This window comes from Arthrobacter hankyongi, from assembly GCF_022012395.1.
GTDB classification, from domain to species: domain Bacteria; phylum Actinomycetota; class Actinomycetes; order Actinomycetales; family Micrococcaceae; genus Crystallibacter; species Crystallibacter hankyongi.
Window position 1 is genome coordinate 16477 of sequence record NZ_JAKLTQ010000002.1, and the last position, 15660, is coordinate 32136.

15 protein-coding genes are annotated in these 15660 nt (G+C 69.0%); 2 read left to right on the top strand and 13 right to left on the bottom strand.

Going from position 1 to position 15660, the window contains the following annotated elements:
• Nucleotides 1-15: 15 nt before the first annotated feature.
• The 6 genes from LVY72_RS04060 to LVY72_RS04085 form a co-directional block, all read right to left on the bottom strand.
• Nucleotides 16-1545 (bottom strand): APC family permease, encoded by a 1530-nt coding sequence (locus tag LVY72_RS04060; RefSeq protein WP_237818195.1) that lies wholly within the window; start codon nt 1543-1545, stop codon nt 16-18.
• Between the two features lie 6 nt (nt 1546-1551).
• On the bottom strand, nt 1552-2445 hold the full coding sequence (locus tag LVY72_RS04065; RefSeq protein ID WP_237818196.1) for a universal stress protein: 894 nt from the start codon (nt 2443-2445) through the stop codon (nt 1552-1554).
• A 27-nt stretch (nt 2446-2472) separates the two neighbouring features.
• Nucleotides 2473-3861, bottom strand: coding sequence for a flavin monoamine oxidase family protein (locus LVY72_RS04070; RefSeq protein ID WP_237818197.1), 1389 nt, complete (start codon nt 3859-3861; stop codon nt 2473-2475).
• 323 nt (nt 3862-4184) lie between these two features.
• On the bottom strand, nt 4185-5279 hold the full coding sequence (locus LVY72_RS04075) for a class I SAM-dependent methyltransferase (RefSeq protein ID WP_237818198.1): 1095 nt from the start codon (nt 5277-5279) through the stop codon (nt 4185-4187).
• 49 nt (nt 5280-5328) lie between these two features.
• Nucleotides 5329-5679, bottom strand: coding sequence for a hypothetical protein (locus tag LVY72_RS04080; RefSeq protein ID WP_269092192.1), 351 nt, complete (start codon nt 5677-5679; stop codon nt 5329-5331).
• A gap of 150 nt (nt 5680-5829) precedes the next feature.
• Entirely contained in the window at nt 5830-7452 is a 1623-nt protein-coding gene (locus tag LVY72_RS04085; protein WP_237818199.1) for a response regulator transcription factor, read from the bottom strand.
• Nucleotides 7453-7688: 236 nt separating this feature from the next.
• Here LVY72_RS04085 and LVY72_RS04090 point away from each other — a divergent pair, with 236 nt between their 5' ends.
• Complete coding sequence (locus LVY72_RS04090; protein ID WP_237818200.1) at nt 7689-8837, top strand: cation:proton antiporter; 1149 nt, start codon at nt 7689-7691, stop codon at nt 8835-8837.
• Between the two features lie 29 nt (nt 8838-8866).
• Here the strand turns inward: LVY72_RS04090 and LVY72_RS04095 are convergent, their stop codons facing one another.
• Genes LVY72_RS04095 through LVY72_RS04105 form a run of 3 tightly spaced genes read right to left on the bottom strand, consistent with a single transcriptional unit; the run spans nt 8867 to nt 11502 of the window.
• Nucleotides 8867-10057 (bottom strand): acetyl-CoA acetyltransferase, encoded by a 1191-nt coding sequence (locus LVY72_RS04095; RefSeq protein WP_237818201.1) that lies wholly within the window; start codon nt 10055-10057, stop codon nt 8867-8869.
• Nucleotides 10054-10758, bottom strand: a complete 705-nt coding sequence (locus LVY72_RS04100) for a CoA transferase subunit B (RefSeq protein WP_237818202.1) — start codon at nt 10756-10758, stop codon at nt 10054-10056. The genes LVY72_RS04095 and LVY72_RS04100 overlap by 4 nt, the downstream gene beginning before the upstream one ends.
• 27 nt (nt 10759-10785) lie before the next feature.
• Nucleotides 10786-11502, bottom strand: coding sequence for a CoA transferase subunit A (locus LVY72_RS04105; protein ID WP_237818203.1), 717 nt, complete (start codon nt 11500-11502; stop codon nt 10786-10788).
• A gap of 201 nt (nt 11503-11703) precedes the next feature.
• On the opposite strand from LVY72_RS04105, the gene LVY72_RS04110 reads away from it, so the two are divergent.
• Complete coding sequence (locus LVY72_RS04110; RefSeq protein ID WP_237818204.1) at nt 11704-12489, top strand: IclR family transcriptional regulator; 786 nt, start codon at nt 11704-11706, stop codon at nt 12487-12489.
• Nucleotides 12490-12578: 89 nt separating this feature from the next.
• Here the strand turns inward: LVY72_RS04110 and LVY72_RS04115 are convergent, their stop codons facing one another.
• The 4 genes from LVY72_RS04115 to LVY72_RS04130 all read right to left on the bottom strand — a co-directional run bounded on the left by LVY72_RS04115 (nt 12579) and on the right by LVY72_RS04130 (nt 15563).
• Nucleotides 12579-13646 carry an alcohol dehydrogenase catalytic domain-containing protein gene (locus LVY72_RS04115; RefSeq protein WP_237818205.1) on the bottom strand — a complete coding sequence of 356 codons (1068 nt, stop codon included), beginning with the start codon at nt 13644-13646 and terminating at the stop codon, nt 12579-12581.
• A gap of 75 nt (nt 13647-13721) precedes the next feature.
• Nucleotides 13722-14153, bottom strand: coding sequence for a type II toxin-antitoxin system VapC family toxin (locus LVY72_RS04120; RefSeq protein ID WP_237818206.1), 432 nt, complete (start codon nt 14151-14153; stop codon nt 13722-13724).
• Nucleotides 14150-14407 carry a type II toxin-antitoxin system Phd/YefM family antitoxin gene (locus tag LVY72_RS04125; protein WP_237818207.1) on the bottom strand — a complete coding sequence of 86 codons (258 nt, stop codon included), beginning with the start codon at nt 14405-14407 and terminating at the stop codon, nt 14150-14152. The genes LVY72_RS04120 and LVY72_RS04125 overlap by 4 nt, the downstream gene beginning before the upstream one ends.
• Before the next feature lie 52 nt (nt 14408-14459).
• Complete coding sequence (locus LVY72_RS04130; RefSeq protein ID WP_237818208.1) at nt 14460-15563, bottom strand: hypothetical protein; 1104 nt, start codon at nt 15561-15563, stop codon at nt 14460-14462.
• Nucleotides 15564-15660: the final 97 nt, after the last annotated feature.

Below are 15660 nucleotides of genomic sequence, written 5' to 3' on the forward strand. Positions count from 1 at the left end.
GCAGGAGAAGGTGCGCTACTCGTCCAGGTTCAGCACCGGGGTGCTGCGGCGCAGGGTTTCACCTTGGAAGAACTCCGGATGCCGGGCCCGCTGGACCAGCATGAGCACCACGCCCAGGCCGATCACCCCGACGCCGATCAGGAACACCAGGCCGATGCCGCCGATTTCCGAACCGCTGCCGAAGGCGGGGTCGATGGAGTCCACGGACGTGGTGATGAAGGTGACCACCAGCATGATGCCGCCCAGCAGCGGGGCCAGGAACTTCAGCACGATGTTGCGGGCGCCCGAGAAGGCCTCCCGGCGGAAGTACCACACGCAGGCCAGGGCCGTGATGCCGTAGTAGAAGCAGACCATCATGCCCAACGCGGTGATCGTGTCCGAGAGCACGCTGTCCGAGACGAAGCGCATGACCGCGTAGAACAGCCAGGCCGCGACGCCGGCCATCACGGTGGCGAAGCCAGGCGAGCGGAAACGCGGGTTGATCGAGGCATAGCGGGTGGGCAGCGCCTTGTAATGGCCCATCGCCAGCAGCGTGCGGGCCGGACCGACAAAGGTGGACTGCAGCGAGGCCGCCGAGCTGGAGAGCACGGCGAAGGACATCAGCAGGGCGAAGGGGCCCATCACCGGCCCGGCCAGGGCGGCGAAGACGTTGTCCTGCGTTTCCTCGTTGCCCAGGCCCACCCCGGTCTCGCCGACACCGGCGAAACTGATGGCCGCGACCGCCACCAGCAGGTAGACGGCGAGGATGATGATCACCGTCAGGGTGGCGGCCCGCCCCGGCGTGGTCTTCGACCCCTTGGTTTCCTCATTCATGGTCAGGGTGACGTCCCAGCCCCAGAAGATGAAGATGGACAGCGAGATCCCGGCAGCGAAGGCGGTGAAGGAGCTGACCGCGAACGGGTTGAACCACTCCAGGCTGACCGGGGTGTGGTCGAAGGCGGTGCCGTTGCCGATGTGGAGGACGGCCGCGATGACGAACCACGCCAGCACCACCAGCTGGAAGCCGACCAGCACGTACTGGACCTTCTTGGTGGTCTGCATGCCACGGTAGGAAATCCAGGCGGCGATGACCATAAAGACCAGGCAGGTGAACACATTCAGCGGCTTGTTGTTCGTCAGGTCCGCCAGGGCAGGGTTCTGGAACAGCTGGCCGAGCATCAGGTAGAAGAAGTCCACCGCCACGCCGGCCAGGTTCGAGAGCACAATCACCGTGGCCGCCACCAGCCCCCAGCCGCCCATCCAGCCCACGTACGGGCCGAAGGCCTTGGTGGCCCAGGTGAAGGTGGTGCCGCTGTCCGGCATCGCATTGTTTAATTCGCGGTAGCCCAGGGCCACCAGCAGCATCGGGATGAAGCCGACGATGAAGATCGCCGGCAGCTGCACGCCGACCTCGCGGACCGTGGGGCCAAGAGCCCCGGTCAGGGTGTACGCCGGAGCGATGCAGGACAGCCCGATGGCGACTGCGCCGATCAGCCCGATGGAGTTCTCGCTCAGTCCCTTCCGGGAGAGCTCGTGCCCTTCGGACACGTGGGTTGCGTCAGACATAGGTTTCTAACCGTTCTTCCGTGCGGCGCCGTCGCCGCCACTGGGCGAGTAGTTCCGCGGCACCACGACCATGGGCACCGGGAGGGATCGCAGGATCTTGTTGGCTGTGCTCCCCAGGAACAGCCGGTTGTGCTGGGCCAGGCGGCTCGAACCGATCACGAGCAGCTCGTCCTCGTGCCATTGAAGTTCCTCGACGGCGTCTTCGATGCTGTCGCCATGGGCGACCTCCACCGTGACCTCGTGCTCGGCCGGCAGCCGGGCCGCGGCCTCTTCCAGCACGGTCCGGGCATGTGTCCTGGCCTGCTCGGTGGACGTTTCGCTCGCCGCGGCACCCTTGGCCCCGACGGCAACCAGGGAGATGAGCCGCAGCGGAATCCGCTGCCGGGCGGCGGCGTCGACGGCGGTCTCCAGCAGGTTGTCCGCGCCGGCCCGCGTGCCGACGGCGCAGGTGACGCGGCCCAGGCCCGGATGGGCCTGGTAGCCGCGCGGCGCGAGCGCTACCGGCACGGGGGAGGAATGCAGCAGGGCGCTGGCCACGGAGCCGATGCTGTAGCGGCCGAGCAGGCCGTGGCGGCCGGCGCCGATCACGATCATGCGGGCCTGCTCCTCCTCGGCCTCCTGGATCAGGCCTTCGGCGAAGGACTCGGCATAGCGGACGCTCGCCTCGGCGGGCAGCTGCCCGCCGACCAGGGCCAGGCCCTCCTTGAGCCACTCCTCGGCCTGCTCGGCGAGCAGTTCGTCGTAGCCGGGCTCGCTGGGCACGCGCGCCGCGGGCGGCTGGGCCTGCGGCAGGACCATGGTCAGGTCCAGTTCCCCGCCGGTGTGGGCGGCCAGGGTCGAGGCGAGGGCGACGGCGTCGCGGCCCCGCTCGTTGGCAATGTAGCCGACGATGTAACGCATGGCTTGTTCCGCCTTCGGTAGTGGGTGTCAGGCCCGGGCGGCGTCGACGATCCGCGCGGCGGTCGCCTCGCCCATGCGGATGGCGCCGTCCACATGCTGGTAGCCCTCGGCGGCGAGGTCCGAGCAGGACCAGTAGATCGGTCCCACCGGCGTGAGCTGGTCCTTGCCGTAGCGGTGCAGGCCGCCGAGGTCGTAGCTGGCCGCATAGGCGCCGCGGGTCCATTCCTCCGAACCCCAGTCGGACTCGTAGTAGACCTCCGGCGAAAGCGCTTTCCCGCCCAGGTAGTCCGCGATCGAGGCCAGGATGGCGGCCTTGCGCTCCTGGGCGCTGAGCTCGAACACGGCGTCGGCCTTCTCATCGGAGACGAAGCCCACCAGGGTGCCGCGGCTGTCGCCGTGGTTCGTGTTGTCATAGACCTCCTGCACCAGCGCACCGGCGCCGAAGCAGGTGCCGGACAGGCCTTCCTCGCGCCAGAACGGGGTCTCGTACACGGCGTGGACCTTGATCACCAGGCCGAGGGACTGGTGCTGGTGCATCTGGTGCTGGCGGCGCGGCAGCGGCGGCTCGTAGGAGACCCGCGAGTACAGGTTCGGCGGCACGGCCATGACCGCATAGCGGGCTTTGACCGTGACCGTGTCCGAGATGGCGGTGACGGCGGTTCCGCCGGTGTGGCCCTGGCCGTCAGCCCCGGACCAGCGCAGTGTGCGCACCGGGGCGTTGAGGAAGACGGCGCCGTCGCCCAGTTCCTCCGCGAGCCGTTGCGACACCTGCTGCATCCCGCCGACCACGCGCTTGTCCAGGATGAAACCGTCATCCACCAGGTTGGTGAAGGAGCCGGCCGAGGCGGCCATCAGCACCGCCTGCAGGGCGGAAAAGGCGTGGGCCGGCTTGGTCAGCATGCCGCCGGCGATGAACAGGCCGATGTTGTTGCAGGCCTCTTCGTCCGTGGACTGCCGGCGCAGCCAATGGTGGAAGGAAATCGTGTCCAGCTCGCGGGCCAGTGGGTGGGCCCACGGCTCCCTGGCGCCGATTTCCGCGGCGAGCTTGTCCAGGGTCTCGATCAGCTTGTTCATTTCCCGCTCGGTGTCCTCGCTGACCGGGAACATTTCGCCGGTGTAGCGGGTGCGCTTGCCGGCCGGGTCGATGTACACCGACTCGCCCTCCCGGTAGCGGGAGAAGGTCTGCAGCCCGAGCCGGTCCAGCGTGTGCAGCAGGGCGGTCTGGTCCGGGGAGACCCACTGGCCGCCGATCTCCAGCATCGCGCCGTCGACGACGTCGGTCCAGGTGCGTCCGCCCACGCGGTCCCGCGCCTCCAGCACGGCCACGCTCAGCCCGGCCCGCTGCAGTTCGGTGGCAGCGGTCAGGCCGGAGGGGCCGGCTCCGATGATGACGACGTCGCGTTCGAGGTTTTCCACTGTATGTTCCTTCCTTGGTGACCGGCTGACGGCCAAATAAATGAAGGTAATTCATTTATTGCAGACAAGTGTAACCCCCGCCACACGGTCATGGGAAGGCCCTGTCTGGGGATCGAAAACGGTGCGCGGGGCCTCGGCAGCGGCGCCGGGCGGCGTGCCGGTGCCGCCGCGCCCGCCATTGAAAATCTGCGGCCGCATCGTCCCACGTCAGCGCCTTGCTTGAAGGCTAAAGCAGGGGGCGGAGGTTCAAAGCCGGGCGGGAAGGAACCGGCAGGCGCGCAGGCAGAGGCCCGGCGGCCGGGCCGCCGGGCCGGTGGTGCCGCCTACTTCGCGGCGACGAAGTAGGCGTTGAAGGGATCCGCCTCGACGTTCTTGACCTCGATGTTGCGGAAGCCGGCGTCGGCGAGCATGCTCAGCGCGCGCTGGGTGCCCCACACGGTGCCCAGCCCGTCGCCGTCGAGCCCGAGGGAAACGCTCATGCAGTGGTAGGTCGAGATCGCGTACAGGTAGCTGCCCCACGGGAGACCGATATTGTCCTCCACGTTGCTGGAGGCCTTGATGTCCACCAGCAGGAAGACCCCGCCCGGCCGCAGCGTCCGGTGGATATTGCGCAGCACGGTGGCCGGATGGGCCTGGTCGTGGATGGCATCGAAGGCCGTGACGGCGTCGAAACGGGCCTCCCCGTCCAGGGTTGCGACGTCGAGCACCTCGAAGGCGGCATTGGCCAGCTCCATCCGTTCGGCTTCATCCCGGGCAACACCGATGGCCTGTTCGGAGAAGTCGTAGCCCGTGAACCGGCTGGCGGGGTAGGCCTGGGCCATCAGGTTCACCGCGTGGCCGCTGCCGCAGCCGATGTCCGCGACGTCGATCCCGGCGCGCAGCCGGTCGGCCAGGCCCGGTGCCAGCGGCAGGATCACGTCCAGCAGCGCGGCGTCGTGCACCGCGGCGCTGGTCTGGGCCATGTTCCGGTGGAAGCGGGGGTACTCCGCGTAGGACAGTCCGCCGCCATGCCGGAACCGCTCGATGATCTGCTGTTCCACTTCGCCCATCATGGAGACGTGCTGCATCAGGAGGGCCATATTGTTCGGGCCGGCGGCACTGGTCAGCACGGCCGCATGCTCCCGCGGCAGCCAGTAGGTCCCGGCCTCCGGGTCATAGCGGACCACGCGGGCCGCCGTCATGCCGCCCAGCCATTCGCGCACGTAGCGTTCGTTCAGGTCTGCCGCGTCGGCGATCTGCTCGCTGCTGGCGGCGGGCAGCTCCGCCAGCGTCTCGAACAGGCCGGTCTGGTGGCCGACGCTGGTCAACATGGCGATCGCGGCATCGTTGAGGATGCCCAGGAAACGTCCGGTGAGGGCCTGGGCGGCCTCGGCGTCGAACTGCTCGTGCGTCAGGGCGGTTTCTTGGTCGATGGTCATTGTTCTTCCTCCGGTTGCTGCGGGCCGGTGTGGCCCGATCGAGGTGACGCTAGGAACTGGGGGCTGCTGCCGGCGCCGGCACGGCGGGCGTCCGGTCCTCGGTCGCTTGGGACGGACTATGCATACGCCGGCCGGGCCGGACCGTGTGGCGCAGGTACATCGCCAGCATGAACGCGGTACTGAAGATGTAGAAGGCATGCAGCGCCCAGATGGGTCCCGCCGGCAGGCTGTAGACATACACGGCGTAGAACAGATTGCCGGTGTTGCTCAGCAATAGGTTGCCGAGGCTGTAGGACGTCAGATCCCGGGTCCGCACCGCCTTGATGAGCATGGGCATGACGCTGCCGGCGAAAATGACGGTGGAGACACCGCCGGCCAGGACTGCCAGATCAATGTCCATGACCATTACTCCTTCACATCCGCGTGGCTGATTCACCTTCCACGCTACGGAGCAGGCCGGGGGCGGCGCGTCGGGCAGGATACCCAAATTGCGCACGGGGGCATGGGTCAATCTATGCAGGGAGGACCGGTGGTGGGCAGCCGCTGAACGTTACAGGTGCGCCCGCAGCCCGTGCTCGTGCGCCCAGGCCGCGGCCGCCGTGCGCGAGGAGACGCCGAGCTTGGCAAAGATGTTGGCCAGATGCCGGCCGACGGTCTTCTGGCTGATGAACAGGGCCTCGGCCGTCTCCTTGTTGCTGGCTCCGGAGGCGATGCAGGCCAGCACGTCCGCCTCGCGCTCGGTCAGCCCGCCGGGCAGCCGGGCGCCGTCAAGCCGCTGTACATCCGGCACGGCGCCGAGCTCGCGGTAGATGGCCAGCGCCGTCGCCGAGTCCGCCGCGGCGGCGTCGGGCTGGCCCAGTCCGCGGTGCGCCTGGGCGAGCAGCTCGTAGACCTTCGCCGTTTCGTAGCGGGCATGCAGGTTGCGGTACTCGCGTGCGGCGGCCTGCAGCACGGACAGGGCCTCGGCATGCCGGGACTGTGCCAGCAGCACCGCGGCCCGCGCCTGGCCGGCCCAGGCCCGGAAGCCCGAGGTGCCGAATTCGGCTGCGGTGTCCTCCAGTTGGCCGCACAGCCGCTGCGCCTCGTCCGCCAGCCCCAGGGCCAAGGCGATTTCGACGGCGGACTCCAGCAGCCGCGCGCCAGACAGCCGGTCCCGTCCGGCCAGCGCGGCGCACAGGCCGGCCCAGGCCGCCTCCTGCTTCCCGCCGGCCTGCTGGAGCAGCGACTCGCCGGGCTGCGGTTCCGTACCCAAGCCGCGTGCCCGCGCGTAGGCTTCGCGTGCGCCGTCATAGTCCCCGCGCAGCCGGCGGAGTTCGCCCAGCTGGTAGAACGCTTCGCCCGCGACCCAGTTGTTCAGGCCCACCAACTCGGCCCCGCTCTGCGCGATGGCCTGTTCGGCGGCTGCCCAGCCTCCTTCGATGCTCAGCAGCTGCAACCGGTGGACGCGGCAGATGCCCGAATACACCACCTCGCCGGTGAACTGCCCGCACCACTGCTCGGTGGCCTGGGTCCAGGCCCGCATCCGCGGCAGGTCGGCCAGCTCGTGGCAGGCATGGATCACCATGCAGTAGATTCCGCCTGCCCATTCCGCCGGCAGTTGGCCGGCGAGCACCGGCAGCATGGCTTCGTCCAGTTGGGCAAAACCCGACGCCGTACTGCCGCTGCGGATGTCGGCCATGCCGGCGAGGACCAAACCGAACGAGGTGAGCGCGGGCGCCCGCAGGCGCCGGCCGAGCTCCTGCAACCTGTCCGCGTCCTCCGGGGCCGGCGCCAGATCCAGATAGTCCAGCTCCAGCACGGCGTCGAGAAAGATGAGATACCCGTGTTCCGGGCCTTCCGGCAGATCATGCAGGATCCGCCGGGCGCGGTTGATCCAACCGGAGGCGATCACCTGGTCGCGCCGGATCAGCCAGAGCAGTCCGAGGTTCAGGGCCGTCATCGCCGCACCGGAGGCATCACCGTCATCCTCCAGGCGGTGGTAGACCTGTTCGGAAATCTCCAATGATTCCTTGGCCTGCCCGAGCCACCAGGCCGCGCTGCCCAGGATGTTCAGGTCCCCGGTAGCTAGCTCGGACAGTGTCTGGGCTCGGGTCAGCTGCCGGTGCGCGGCGTGCCAGTCCCCGCGGGCGTACGCCGTCCGCGCCGTGGCCAGCAGTTCGTCGAACTCGTCCATCTCCGGTACCACTTCAACGGTAGCCCCGGATACCCCTGGTGGTCGACCGCCCTCCCAGGCCCGCCTCCGGCCTGCGGGTGGAGGGCCGGGTAGATCGTCTTGGGCCGTGACCGTGGCCGGCGGGCTGCGCGGTTTCCGGCCCCGCCGGGACTATCCTCGATCCAGGAACTGGTCCCGGCGGGGCCGTTGTCGGGAGGTTGCCTATGCCGACCAAGCAGGCAGGGGAGGAATCCTAGGTGGGATTCCCGGGCTTGGCGCTGATCGCCGTCGTCGCACTGCTGGGGCCGCTGCTCGCGCTGCCGCGGCGCTGGCACCTGCCGGTGGTCCTGGGCGAACTACTGGCCGGCATCGCCATCGGCCGGTCCGGCCTGCAGTTGGTGGACAGCTCGGACCCGACGTTCACCTTCCTGGCCGACCTCGGCTTCGCCTTGGTGATGTTCGTGGCCGGCTCCCATGTACCGGTCCGGGACCGTCTGATCCGCCCGGCGCTGGGCAGCGGTGCGCTGCGCGCGGCCGCGGCGGCACTCTTCGCCGTCGCGGTCGGCTGGGGCATTGCGGCCGGCTTCGGCACCGGGCACGCGCCGCTCTACATCGTGCTGCTGGCCTCGTCCTCGGCCGCCCTGGTGCTGCCGATCATCGATTCGCTGCGGCTGGGCGGCGTCCAGGTGCTGGCCCTGACCGCACAGGTGGCGCTCGCGGACATCGCGGCGATCGTGGCCCTGCCGCTGGCGATCGATCCGCCGCATGCACCGCGTGCGGCGCTCGGCACGCTCGCGGTGGCCGCCTGCGCCGCAGTGCTGTTCGTTATCCTGCGCCGCTTTGAACTCAGCGGCGGCCGCCGGCGCATGCACCACTTGTCCGAGGAGCGGAGGTTCGCGCTCGAACTGCGGCTCCAGCTGGCCATTCTTTTTGCGCTGGCAGGGCTGGCCGTCTTCAGCCACACCTCCATCTTGTTCGCCGGCTTTTCCTTCGGCCTGGTCGTCTCGGCCGTGGGCGAACCGCGGCGGCTGGCCCACCAGCTATTCGCGGTCAGCGACGGCTTCCTCGGTCCGGTATTCTTCGTCTGGCTCGGGGCCTCGCTGAACCTGCGTGACCTGGGCCAGCATCCGGACATGGTCCTGCTCGGGCTGGCGCTGGGGGCCGGCGCCCTGCTTGTCCATTGCGCCACCCGGTTCCTGGGCCAGCCGCTGCCGCTGGGCGCGCTCTCTGCCTCGCAGCTGGGCGTGCCGGTCGCGGCGGTGGCGATCGGCAGCCGGCTGCTGCTCCCCGGCGAGGCCGCGGCGCTGATCCTCGGCGCACTGGTGACCATCGCGGCGGCGGCCCTGGCCGGAGCCAGGGCCGCGCGTTCCTATTCGCTTCCGTCCACCGACGACGCCGCGGCGTAGCGATTGGGGTGCTCCCGCACCCCAACTCTTTAGACGGCTTCGAGCACGCTGACGTAGTTGGCGACGGCGAGTCCGCCCATGTTGTGCACGGCGGCCCGCCGGGCACCGGGCAGCTGCATCTCCCCGGCGGTACCGGTCAGCTGCATGGCGGTGACCACGTGCTGGGAGACGCCGGTGGCGCCCACCGGGTGGCCCTTGGCCTTGAGTCCGCCGGAGAGGTTGACCGGCAGCCTGCCGTCCCGGTAGACGAGGCCTTCCTCGATGGCGCGCCGGCCCTGGCCGCGTTCGGTGAGTCCCATGACCTCGTACATGATCAGTTCGGCGATGGTGAAGCAGTCGTGCACCTCGGCGAGGTCCAGCTCGTCCAGGCCGATCCCGGCCATGCCCAGGGCGCGGGCCCAGGCGGCCCGGGACCCGGCGAATTCGAGCGGGTCGCGCTTGGCGGCGGGCAGGAAGTCGTTGGCCTGGCCGAAGCCGGCCAGGCGCACCGGGGCGGTGGCCGCCGACGCCGCGGCGGTGCCGGCGGTGAGCACGAGCGCGGCGGCGCCGTCGGAGACCGGCGAGCAGTCGGTGCGGCGCAGCGGGTCGGCCACGACCGGGTTCTTCTCCGAGACGGTGCGGCAGAACTCCTCGCCGAGGTCGCGGCGCAGCTGGGCGTAGGGGTTGGCCACGCCGTTGCGGTGATTCTTGGCCGCGATCGAGCCGAGCACGTCCCCGATTTCGCCGTACTGCTTTTCGTAGTGCCGGGCGGTCTCGGCGAAGAGGCCGGCGAAGCCGGTGGTGGAGGCCTTGCCCGCGGTTTCGTAGGCCGCCCCGAGCAGGGCCGCGCCGACCGCGTCCGCGCCGGCGTGGGTCATTTTCTCGGCCCCGATCACCAGCACGTTCCTGGCGGTGCCGGCCAGCAGCGCCTTGGCGCCCTGCTGGAAGGCGGCCGAGCCGGAGGCGCAGGCGTTCTCCACCCGGGTGGCCGGCACGTTGGCCAGTTCGTCGGCGACCTGCAGGGCCAGCGAGGAGGCGAAGGCCAGGGGCACCAGGCCGGAGTTGAACTGGCCCAGGTAGATCTCGTCGATCTGACCCGGCTCGAGGCCGGCATTGGTGATGGCCTCGGCCGCCACGGTGACAATCAGGGATTCCAGCGTCTGGTCGGCGAGCTTGCCGAACGGGCTGTGGCTCCAGCCGGTGAGCAGGATGTCGGTGCCGAACTCTTCCTTCAGGCTCATGAGCGGGTTCCTTCCAAGGCGGCCTCGCGGCCGGAGTCGAATGCTGCTTCAAGGTCGGGGGAGAGGGCGAAGTCCGGTTCGGTCTTCTCCCGCACCTCGTCCAGACTTACGCCCGGCGCCAGCCGGGACAGGACCAGCCGGGGCGTCCCGCCGTCGTCGTCGATGTCGAACACGGCCAGGTCGGTGATGATCCGGTCCACCACTCCCACGCCGGTCAGCGGCAGGGTGCACTCGGCCACGATCTTCGGGCTGCCGTCCTTGGCCGTGTGTTCGGTGAGCACCACCACGCGCGGGGTGCCGGCGACCAGGTCCATCGCCCCGCCCATGCCCTTGACCATCTTGCCGGGGATGGTCCAGTTGGCCAGGTCCCCGGCCCCGGAGACCTGCATGGCACCGAGGATGGCGACCTTGACGTGGCCGCCGCGGATCATGCCGAAGCTGGTGGCCGAATCGAAGATCGAACCGCCGGGCAGGATGGTCACGGTCTGCTTGCCGGCGTTGATCAAATCCGGATCCTCCTCGCCCTCGTACGGGAACGGGCCCATGCCGAGCAGGCCGTTCTCGGACTGCAGGGTGACCCGCACGCCGTCGGGGAGGTTGTTGGCTACCAGCGTGGGGATGCCGATGCCGAGGTTGACGTAGTCGCCGTCGTTCAGTTCGGTGGCGGCGATGGCCGCCATTTCGTCCCGGGTCCAGGCCATGGTTCTTCTCCTTAAAGTTGGGGTGCCTCAGGCGCCGACGGCGGCGGGGCGGGGGCGGACGGTGCGCTGCTCGATGTCCTTGGTGCGGCCGGAGGCCTGCACCAGGCGCTGGACGTAGACCCCGGGGGTCACGATGTGGTCCGGGTGCAGTTCCCCGGCCGGCACGATGACCTCGGCCTCGGCAACCGTGACCTTGCCGGCGGTGGCCACCACCGGGTTGAAGTTCCGGGCGGTGTACCGGTAGACGAGGTTGCCGTCGGTGTCCGCGGTGTGCGCGTGGACCAGGGCGACGTCGGCAACGATGCCGCGTTCCTGGACGTACAGTTCGCCGTCGAACGTCTCATGCGGCTTGCCCTCGGCGATCTGCGTGCCGACGCCGGTCCTGGTGTAGAAGGCCGGGATCCCGGCGCCGCCGGCGCGCAGCCGCTCGGCCAGGGTGCCCTGCGGGTTGAACTCGACCTCCAGGCTGCCGGCCAGGAACTGCTCGGCGAAGAGCCTGTTCTCGCCCACGTAGGAGGCCAGCACCTTTTTCACCTGGCCGGACTCGATCAGCACGCCCAGGCCCTTGCCGTCCACACCCATGTTGTTGGACACGATGGTCAGGTCCCGCACGCCCGAATCCCGGACCGCGTCGATCAGGTCCGCCGGAATACCGGACAGGCCGAAGCCGCCGACGGCGATGGTGATCCCATCGCTCAGCACATCCCGAAGTGCCGCCGCCGGATCTGCGGAAAGCTTTGACATGTTCTGCTCCTCGTTGAGAGTTGGGGGGTCCGGCAGGCAGTTGCAATCATCCACGCGTTGCTGTCCATGTTGTGGACCCTGAATCTCCCCGCAGCCTATCCGCGGTCCCGAAGTAGCGTCAATGGGTCATAGAATCTCCTATTCACAGCGTGGACAGTCTTCGATAAGCTGTCCATAATGTGGAAATAAGAAAGGGGAAGCATGGCGGGACAGCAGGTGCAGGGCACGCAGGTAGTCGGCCGGGTGGCGCTGCTGCTGCGCATTGTGGCGCGCTCAGCCGACGCCGGTGCATCGCTGCCGGAAATCGTCAGGGCCTCCGGACTGACCCGTCCCACCGTGTACCGGCTGTTGGCCGCGCTCGCGGCGGAAGGCCTGCTGGACCACAATGCCGAGTCCGGTACCTGGTACCTGGGTCCGGAGCTCTATGTGATGGGCACCGTGGCCGCCGGCCGGTTCGCGATCGAGGACCTGGCCCGGCCGGGCCTGCGCCGGCTGGCGGACGAGACCGGCGAAAGCGCGTTCCTGTCGATCCGCCGCGGTGATGAAACCGTGTGCCTGGTCCGCGAGGAGGGCAGCTTTCCGCTGCGCTCCTTCGTGCTGCACGAAGGGCTGCGGCTGCCGCTCGGCGTGGGGTCGGCAGGACTGGCCATCCTCGCATTCCTGCCCGACGACGAAGTGGACCGGCTGCTGGCGGACACCGCGTCCCGCGAAGGCCGGTTCGGCCCCGGCCACACGCCGGAGACTATCCGGGGGATCCTGGCGCAGACCCGGCGGGACGGCTATGCGGTGAACCCCGGCCTGATTCTGGAAGGCAGCTGGGGGATGGGCGCGGCTGTTTTCGACCGCAACGACCGTCCGGCCTGGGCCCTGTCCCTGACCGGGATCGAGCAGCGGTTCCGTCCGGAGCGGCAGCAGTTCCTGGGCAGGCTGCTGCTGGAAGAAGCCCACAAGATCACCCAACAGCTGCGCCAGCAGTCCGCCGTCTGACTCTCAGCTCCGACCGACCTTTTCAAGGCCAAGAAGGTCGTTAAGTGGCAAGCCTACGGGGTGGCGAATGGGGGTGGATGAAGGAGGGGTCAGGGATTGGGCTGCAGCACTGCCTTGAACAGTGCGCTGCCGTCCGCTGCCGACCCCTCGGCCGCATCGTGCAGCGCCTCGACCGCTCGGCTCATCGGATAGACGCTGACCAGTTCGTCCCCAAGCCGGGGCACGGTGGTCAGGAACTCCAGTGCCGCCTCGTAGTCCGCGCGGTTGGAGGAGTAGCTGGTCAGCACCGTGAGCTTCTTGCCGGGCAGGGTGCTGACTGGCTGTTGTGCGCCGGTGGCATACAGCGCGACCAGCACCAGGCGGCCGCCGGGCCGCAGCGCATCGACGGCGGTGGCCAGCTGCTTGCCGGAACCCGAGGCCTCGATCCAGATGTCGATGCTGTCCGGTTCCAGGGACATGGTGGCGCGCAGACCCAGCCTTTCAGCCAGCTCGCGGCGGCTCTTGTGCTTCGGACCGTCCCGGCCGAACATGACGACGTCGGCGCCCCGGCTTTGGGCGATCAGGGCGGCGAGCAGTCCAACGGCACGGGTGGTGGATACCGCCACTCTGTCCCCGGGGCCGGTCCTGCCGACGACGCTGGCCGCGCGCCAGGCGATGGATGTCGGTTCGGCGAGCACCGCCGTCGTGTCCGGAAGGCTGTCGGGAACCGGCAGCAGGCTCCGCCACGGGACGATGGTGCGGCCGGCAGCAGCACCGTGCCGGCCCAGGCCCAGCGAACTGCGCCATCGGCAGTCTTCCGGCCGGTCGGCGGCACAGGCCTCGCAGCGGCCGCAGCCGATCACGGCCAGCGGGACGACCCGGGTTCCAGGGGCGGGCCAGTCCGGTACGAGCAGGCCGGTGGCCGAGACCACGCCGACGGCCTCCTGGCCCAGCACCGTCCCGGGCCGGACCCAGTCGAAGGCCGGGTCCGCCCGGTAGATCACGATGTCGGCGCCGCACAGGCCGCAGAGCGTGATGGTCAGCTCCACGTCCGCTGGCCCCGGAGCGCGCAGCGGGTGTTCGACCACGCCGACACCGCCGGCTGCCACCTCAGTGCGGGCGAGGGCCGGTACCTGCCGGGTGGGCCCGAAGTGCCCGCCCGGGACACCTTCCGCCATCTGGTTTCCCTCCGTTGTCCCTGTCCTCCGATCCTAACTGGGCAGGGAACGGGAAGCGGCGCAGTCCGGTAGGACTTACCTTGGTGCCGTGTCGGCCGTCGCGGCACCTGACGCCTGCCAGGCCGCGAGAAGCCTAGAGTCTCCGGAAATGAGCACCGCAGCGGGATCACGGGATACGGCCAGTCCGGCGGCACAGTGGACCGCATCGTAGCCGCGCAGGGCAAACCGTCCGGCTGCCTTCGCCGACGCCCGCATCAACTTGTCATCCAATTCGACAATCCCGAAGCTGTCCCAGTAGGACTCCAGCTCCGCCATCAGGATGCGGAGCTGGCCTCCGCCAATCCGGCCAATCCGATGCGCCTGCTCCAGCGCGGCAGCCGTCTCAACGAACAGCAGCCTCGTTGCCAGGGGAACATCAGTGGCGTGCCAGAGCCGGCGACACGCGGCCGAGCCAGGCTCGAGGACAAGGAGCGGGACGAAGGCGGACGTATCCCAGTACGTGATCATTCACGCTGCCCGGTCACCAAGTCGCTGACCGTTCCCTCGATGACAAGCGGCTCGCCGACCTGCCGTTTGGGTCCGTGGGGCCGGGTCACGGTTCCGTCGGCGATGAGCTTTTCGAGCACGCTGTCCCCCTCGAGCGGGGCCAGACGCGCAACCGGTTTTCCACGATCCGTAATCGTGATCGGTGTGCCGTTGCGCACGACCTCGGCAATGTGCCGGCTCAAGTGGTTCTTTAAGTCCCTGATTCCGATGCCCAAGTGTGCTCCTTGGTGGCTACAGTTCCAAACTAATTGTAGCTACCTAACACGGTCAGGATGCCAGGGAATCGCGCCTCACATCCTCCCAGGCCTCGAGGACTGCCCGCCGCAGGGCGAGGGGAACGGCGATGTCCTTTCCGAGCACCACCAGGCCCAGTCCATGCAGATACTCAAGCTGCCGGCCTACCTCTGCGTAAAGCTTGGTGGTTTCCTCGGTTTGACCGGCTGGAACCAGCACGCCCGGATTCGAGAGGACCAGCCGCGACACCGAGCCGGTGGTCGAAGCTGCCTGTGCCAGGAGCCGGCCCAGTGCATATCCTGTGCTGTCCTCGTCCCGGTCGGTAACGGCACAGCCGATGCTGAAGGCGACTTCGAAGAATGTGTAGGCGAGCATCTCCAGCAGTTCCAGACGGTCGTCGGCGTCGCCGTCGTTCATTGTTTGGCGGATTTCGGCCAACTGGTCCGCGGTGCCGGAGAAGGAACCGAGGCCCAGTCCCCTCAGGGTCGTGAACACCTCGGCCAGTACGTGTTCTCCTGCCGGGGCACTCGGGGCACCCAGGGCAGCAGCGGCCCGGACCGCCTGCCGCCACGGGAGCGTGGGGTCATCCCGAAGGCGTGTCACCAGCGCGGCGAGCAGCCGGTCAGCCCGCAGCGTCACCGGCAGCCCGGCGAGGAGCTCCAGCCGCTCGGACTGGTCCGGCTCAGTCCAGTCGAAGCCGCGGACGGGCCCGAGCGCGGCGTACCCCAGGTGCGCCCGCCGGTAGAAGATCCTCAGTTCCTGCAACTGCTCGTCCGTACCCGTCCACCGGCCGGTCTGCTCCAGGAAGTTGGTGAACACTGACATCGAGGTCACAAACGGCATATAGAAGTAATCGTCCCCCGCGCAGAAGGAGTCGACGGACAGGCAGACCGCGGCCTCGATGCCAAGGGCGGTGAACGAGGTGGCGCTGGTGCGTGGCCGAAGCTCACGATGGACCGCCAGGACTGTTTGGACGTACGCCATGATGGCGGACTGATCCTCCTGCGGACCGCCGTTGCCGAACCAGGCTCTGAATTCGGGTGCGAGGGCGCCGGTTTCGGCGGCCGCGATCGACGCCGGCGGGCGGTACCCCCGGGCACGGGGGCCGCCATGACGCCGTCGAGCATTCCGTCCCATGCTGGTGCCCTTCCGTTGGAGGTGCTGCGCTGCTACCACCCTGACCTCCCGCACACGGCGCCACCAGCCCTCCGGCCGGAGGTGTGGATAACCCGGA

Excerpts from the sequence above, each read along its gene's own strand:
- LVY72_RS04060 (WP_237818195.1), bottom strand. The coding sequence starts at position 1,545 with ATGTCTGACGCAACCCACGTGTCCGAAGGGCACGAGCTCTCCCGGAAG.
- LVY72_RS04065 (WP_237818196.1), bottom strand. The coding sequence starts at position 2,445 with ATGCGTTACATCGTCGGCTACATTGCCAACGAGCGGGGCCGCGACGCC.
- LVY72_RS04075 (WP_237818198.1), bottom strand. The coding sequence starts at position 5,279 with ATGACCATCGACCAAGAAACCGCCCTGACGCACGAGCAGTTCGACGCC.
- LVY72_RS04080 (WP_269092192.1), bottom strand. The coding sequence starts at position 5,679 with ATGGACATTGATCTGGCAGTCCTGGCCGGCGGTGTCTCCACCGTCATT.
- LVY72_RS04085 (WP_237818199.1), bottom strand. The coding sequence starts at position 7,452 with ATGGACGAGTTCGACGAACTGCTGGCCACGGCGCGGACGGCGTACGCC.
- LVY72_RS04095 (WP_237818201.1), bottom strand. The coding sequence starts at position 10,057 with ATGAGCCTGAAGGAAGAGTTCGGCACCGACATCCTGCTCACCGGCTGG.
- LVY72_RS04100 (WP_237818202.1), bottom strand. The coding sequence starts at position 10,758 with ATGGCCTGGACCCGGGACGAAATGGCGGCCATCGCCGCCACCGAACTG.
- LVY72_RS04105 (WP_237818203.1), bottom strand. The coding sequence starts at position 11,502 with ATGTCAAAGCTTTCCGCAGATCCGGCGGCGGCACTTCGGGATGTGCTG.
- LVY72_RS04110 (WP_237818204.1), top strand. The coding sequence starts at position 11,704 with ATGGCGGGACAGCAGGTGCAGGGCACGCAGGTAGTCGGCCGGGTGGCG.
- LVY72_RS04115 (WP_237818205.1), bottom strand. The coding sequence starts at position 13,646 with ATGGCGGAAGGTGTCCCGGGCGGGCACTTCGGGCCCACCCGGCAGGTA.
- LVY72_RS04120 (WP_237818206.1), bottom strand. The coding sequence starts at position 14,153 with ATGATCACGTACTGGGATACGTCCGCCTTCGTCCCGCTCCTTGTCCTC.
- LVY72_RS04130 (WP_237818208.1), bottom strand. The coding sequence starts at position 15,563 with ATGGGACGGAATGCTCGACGGCGTCATGGCGGCCCCCGTGCCCGGGGG.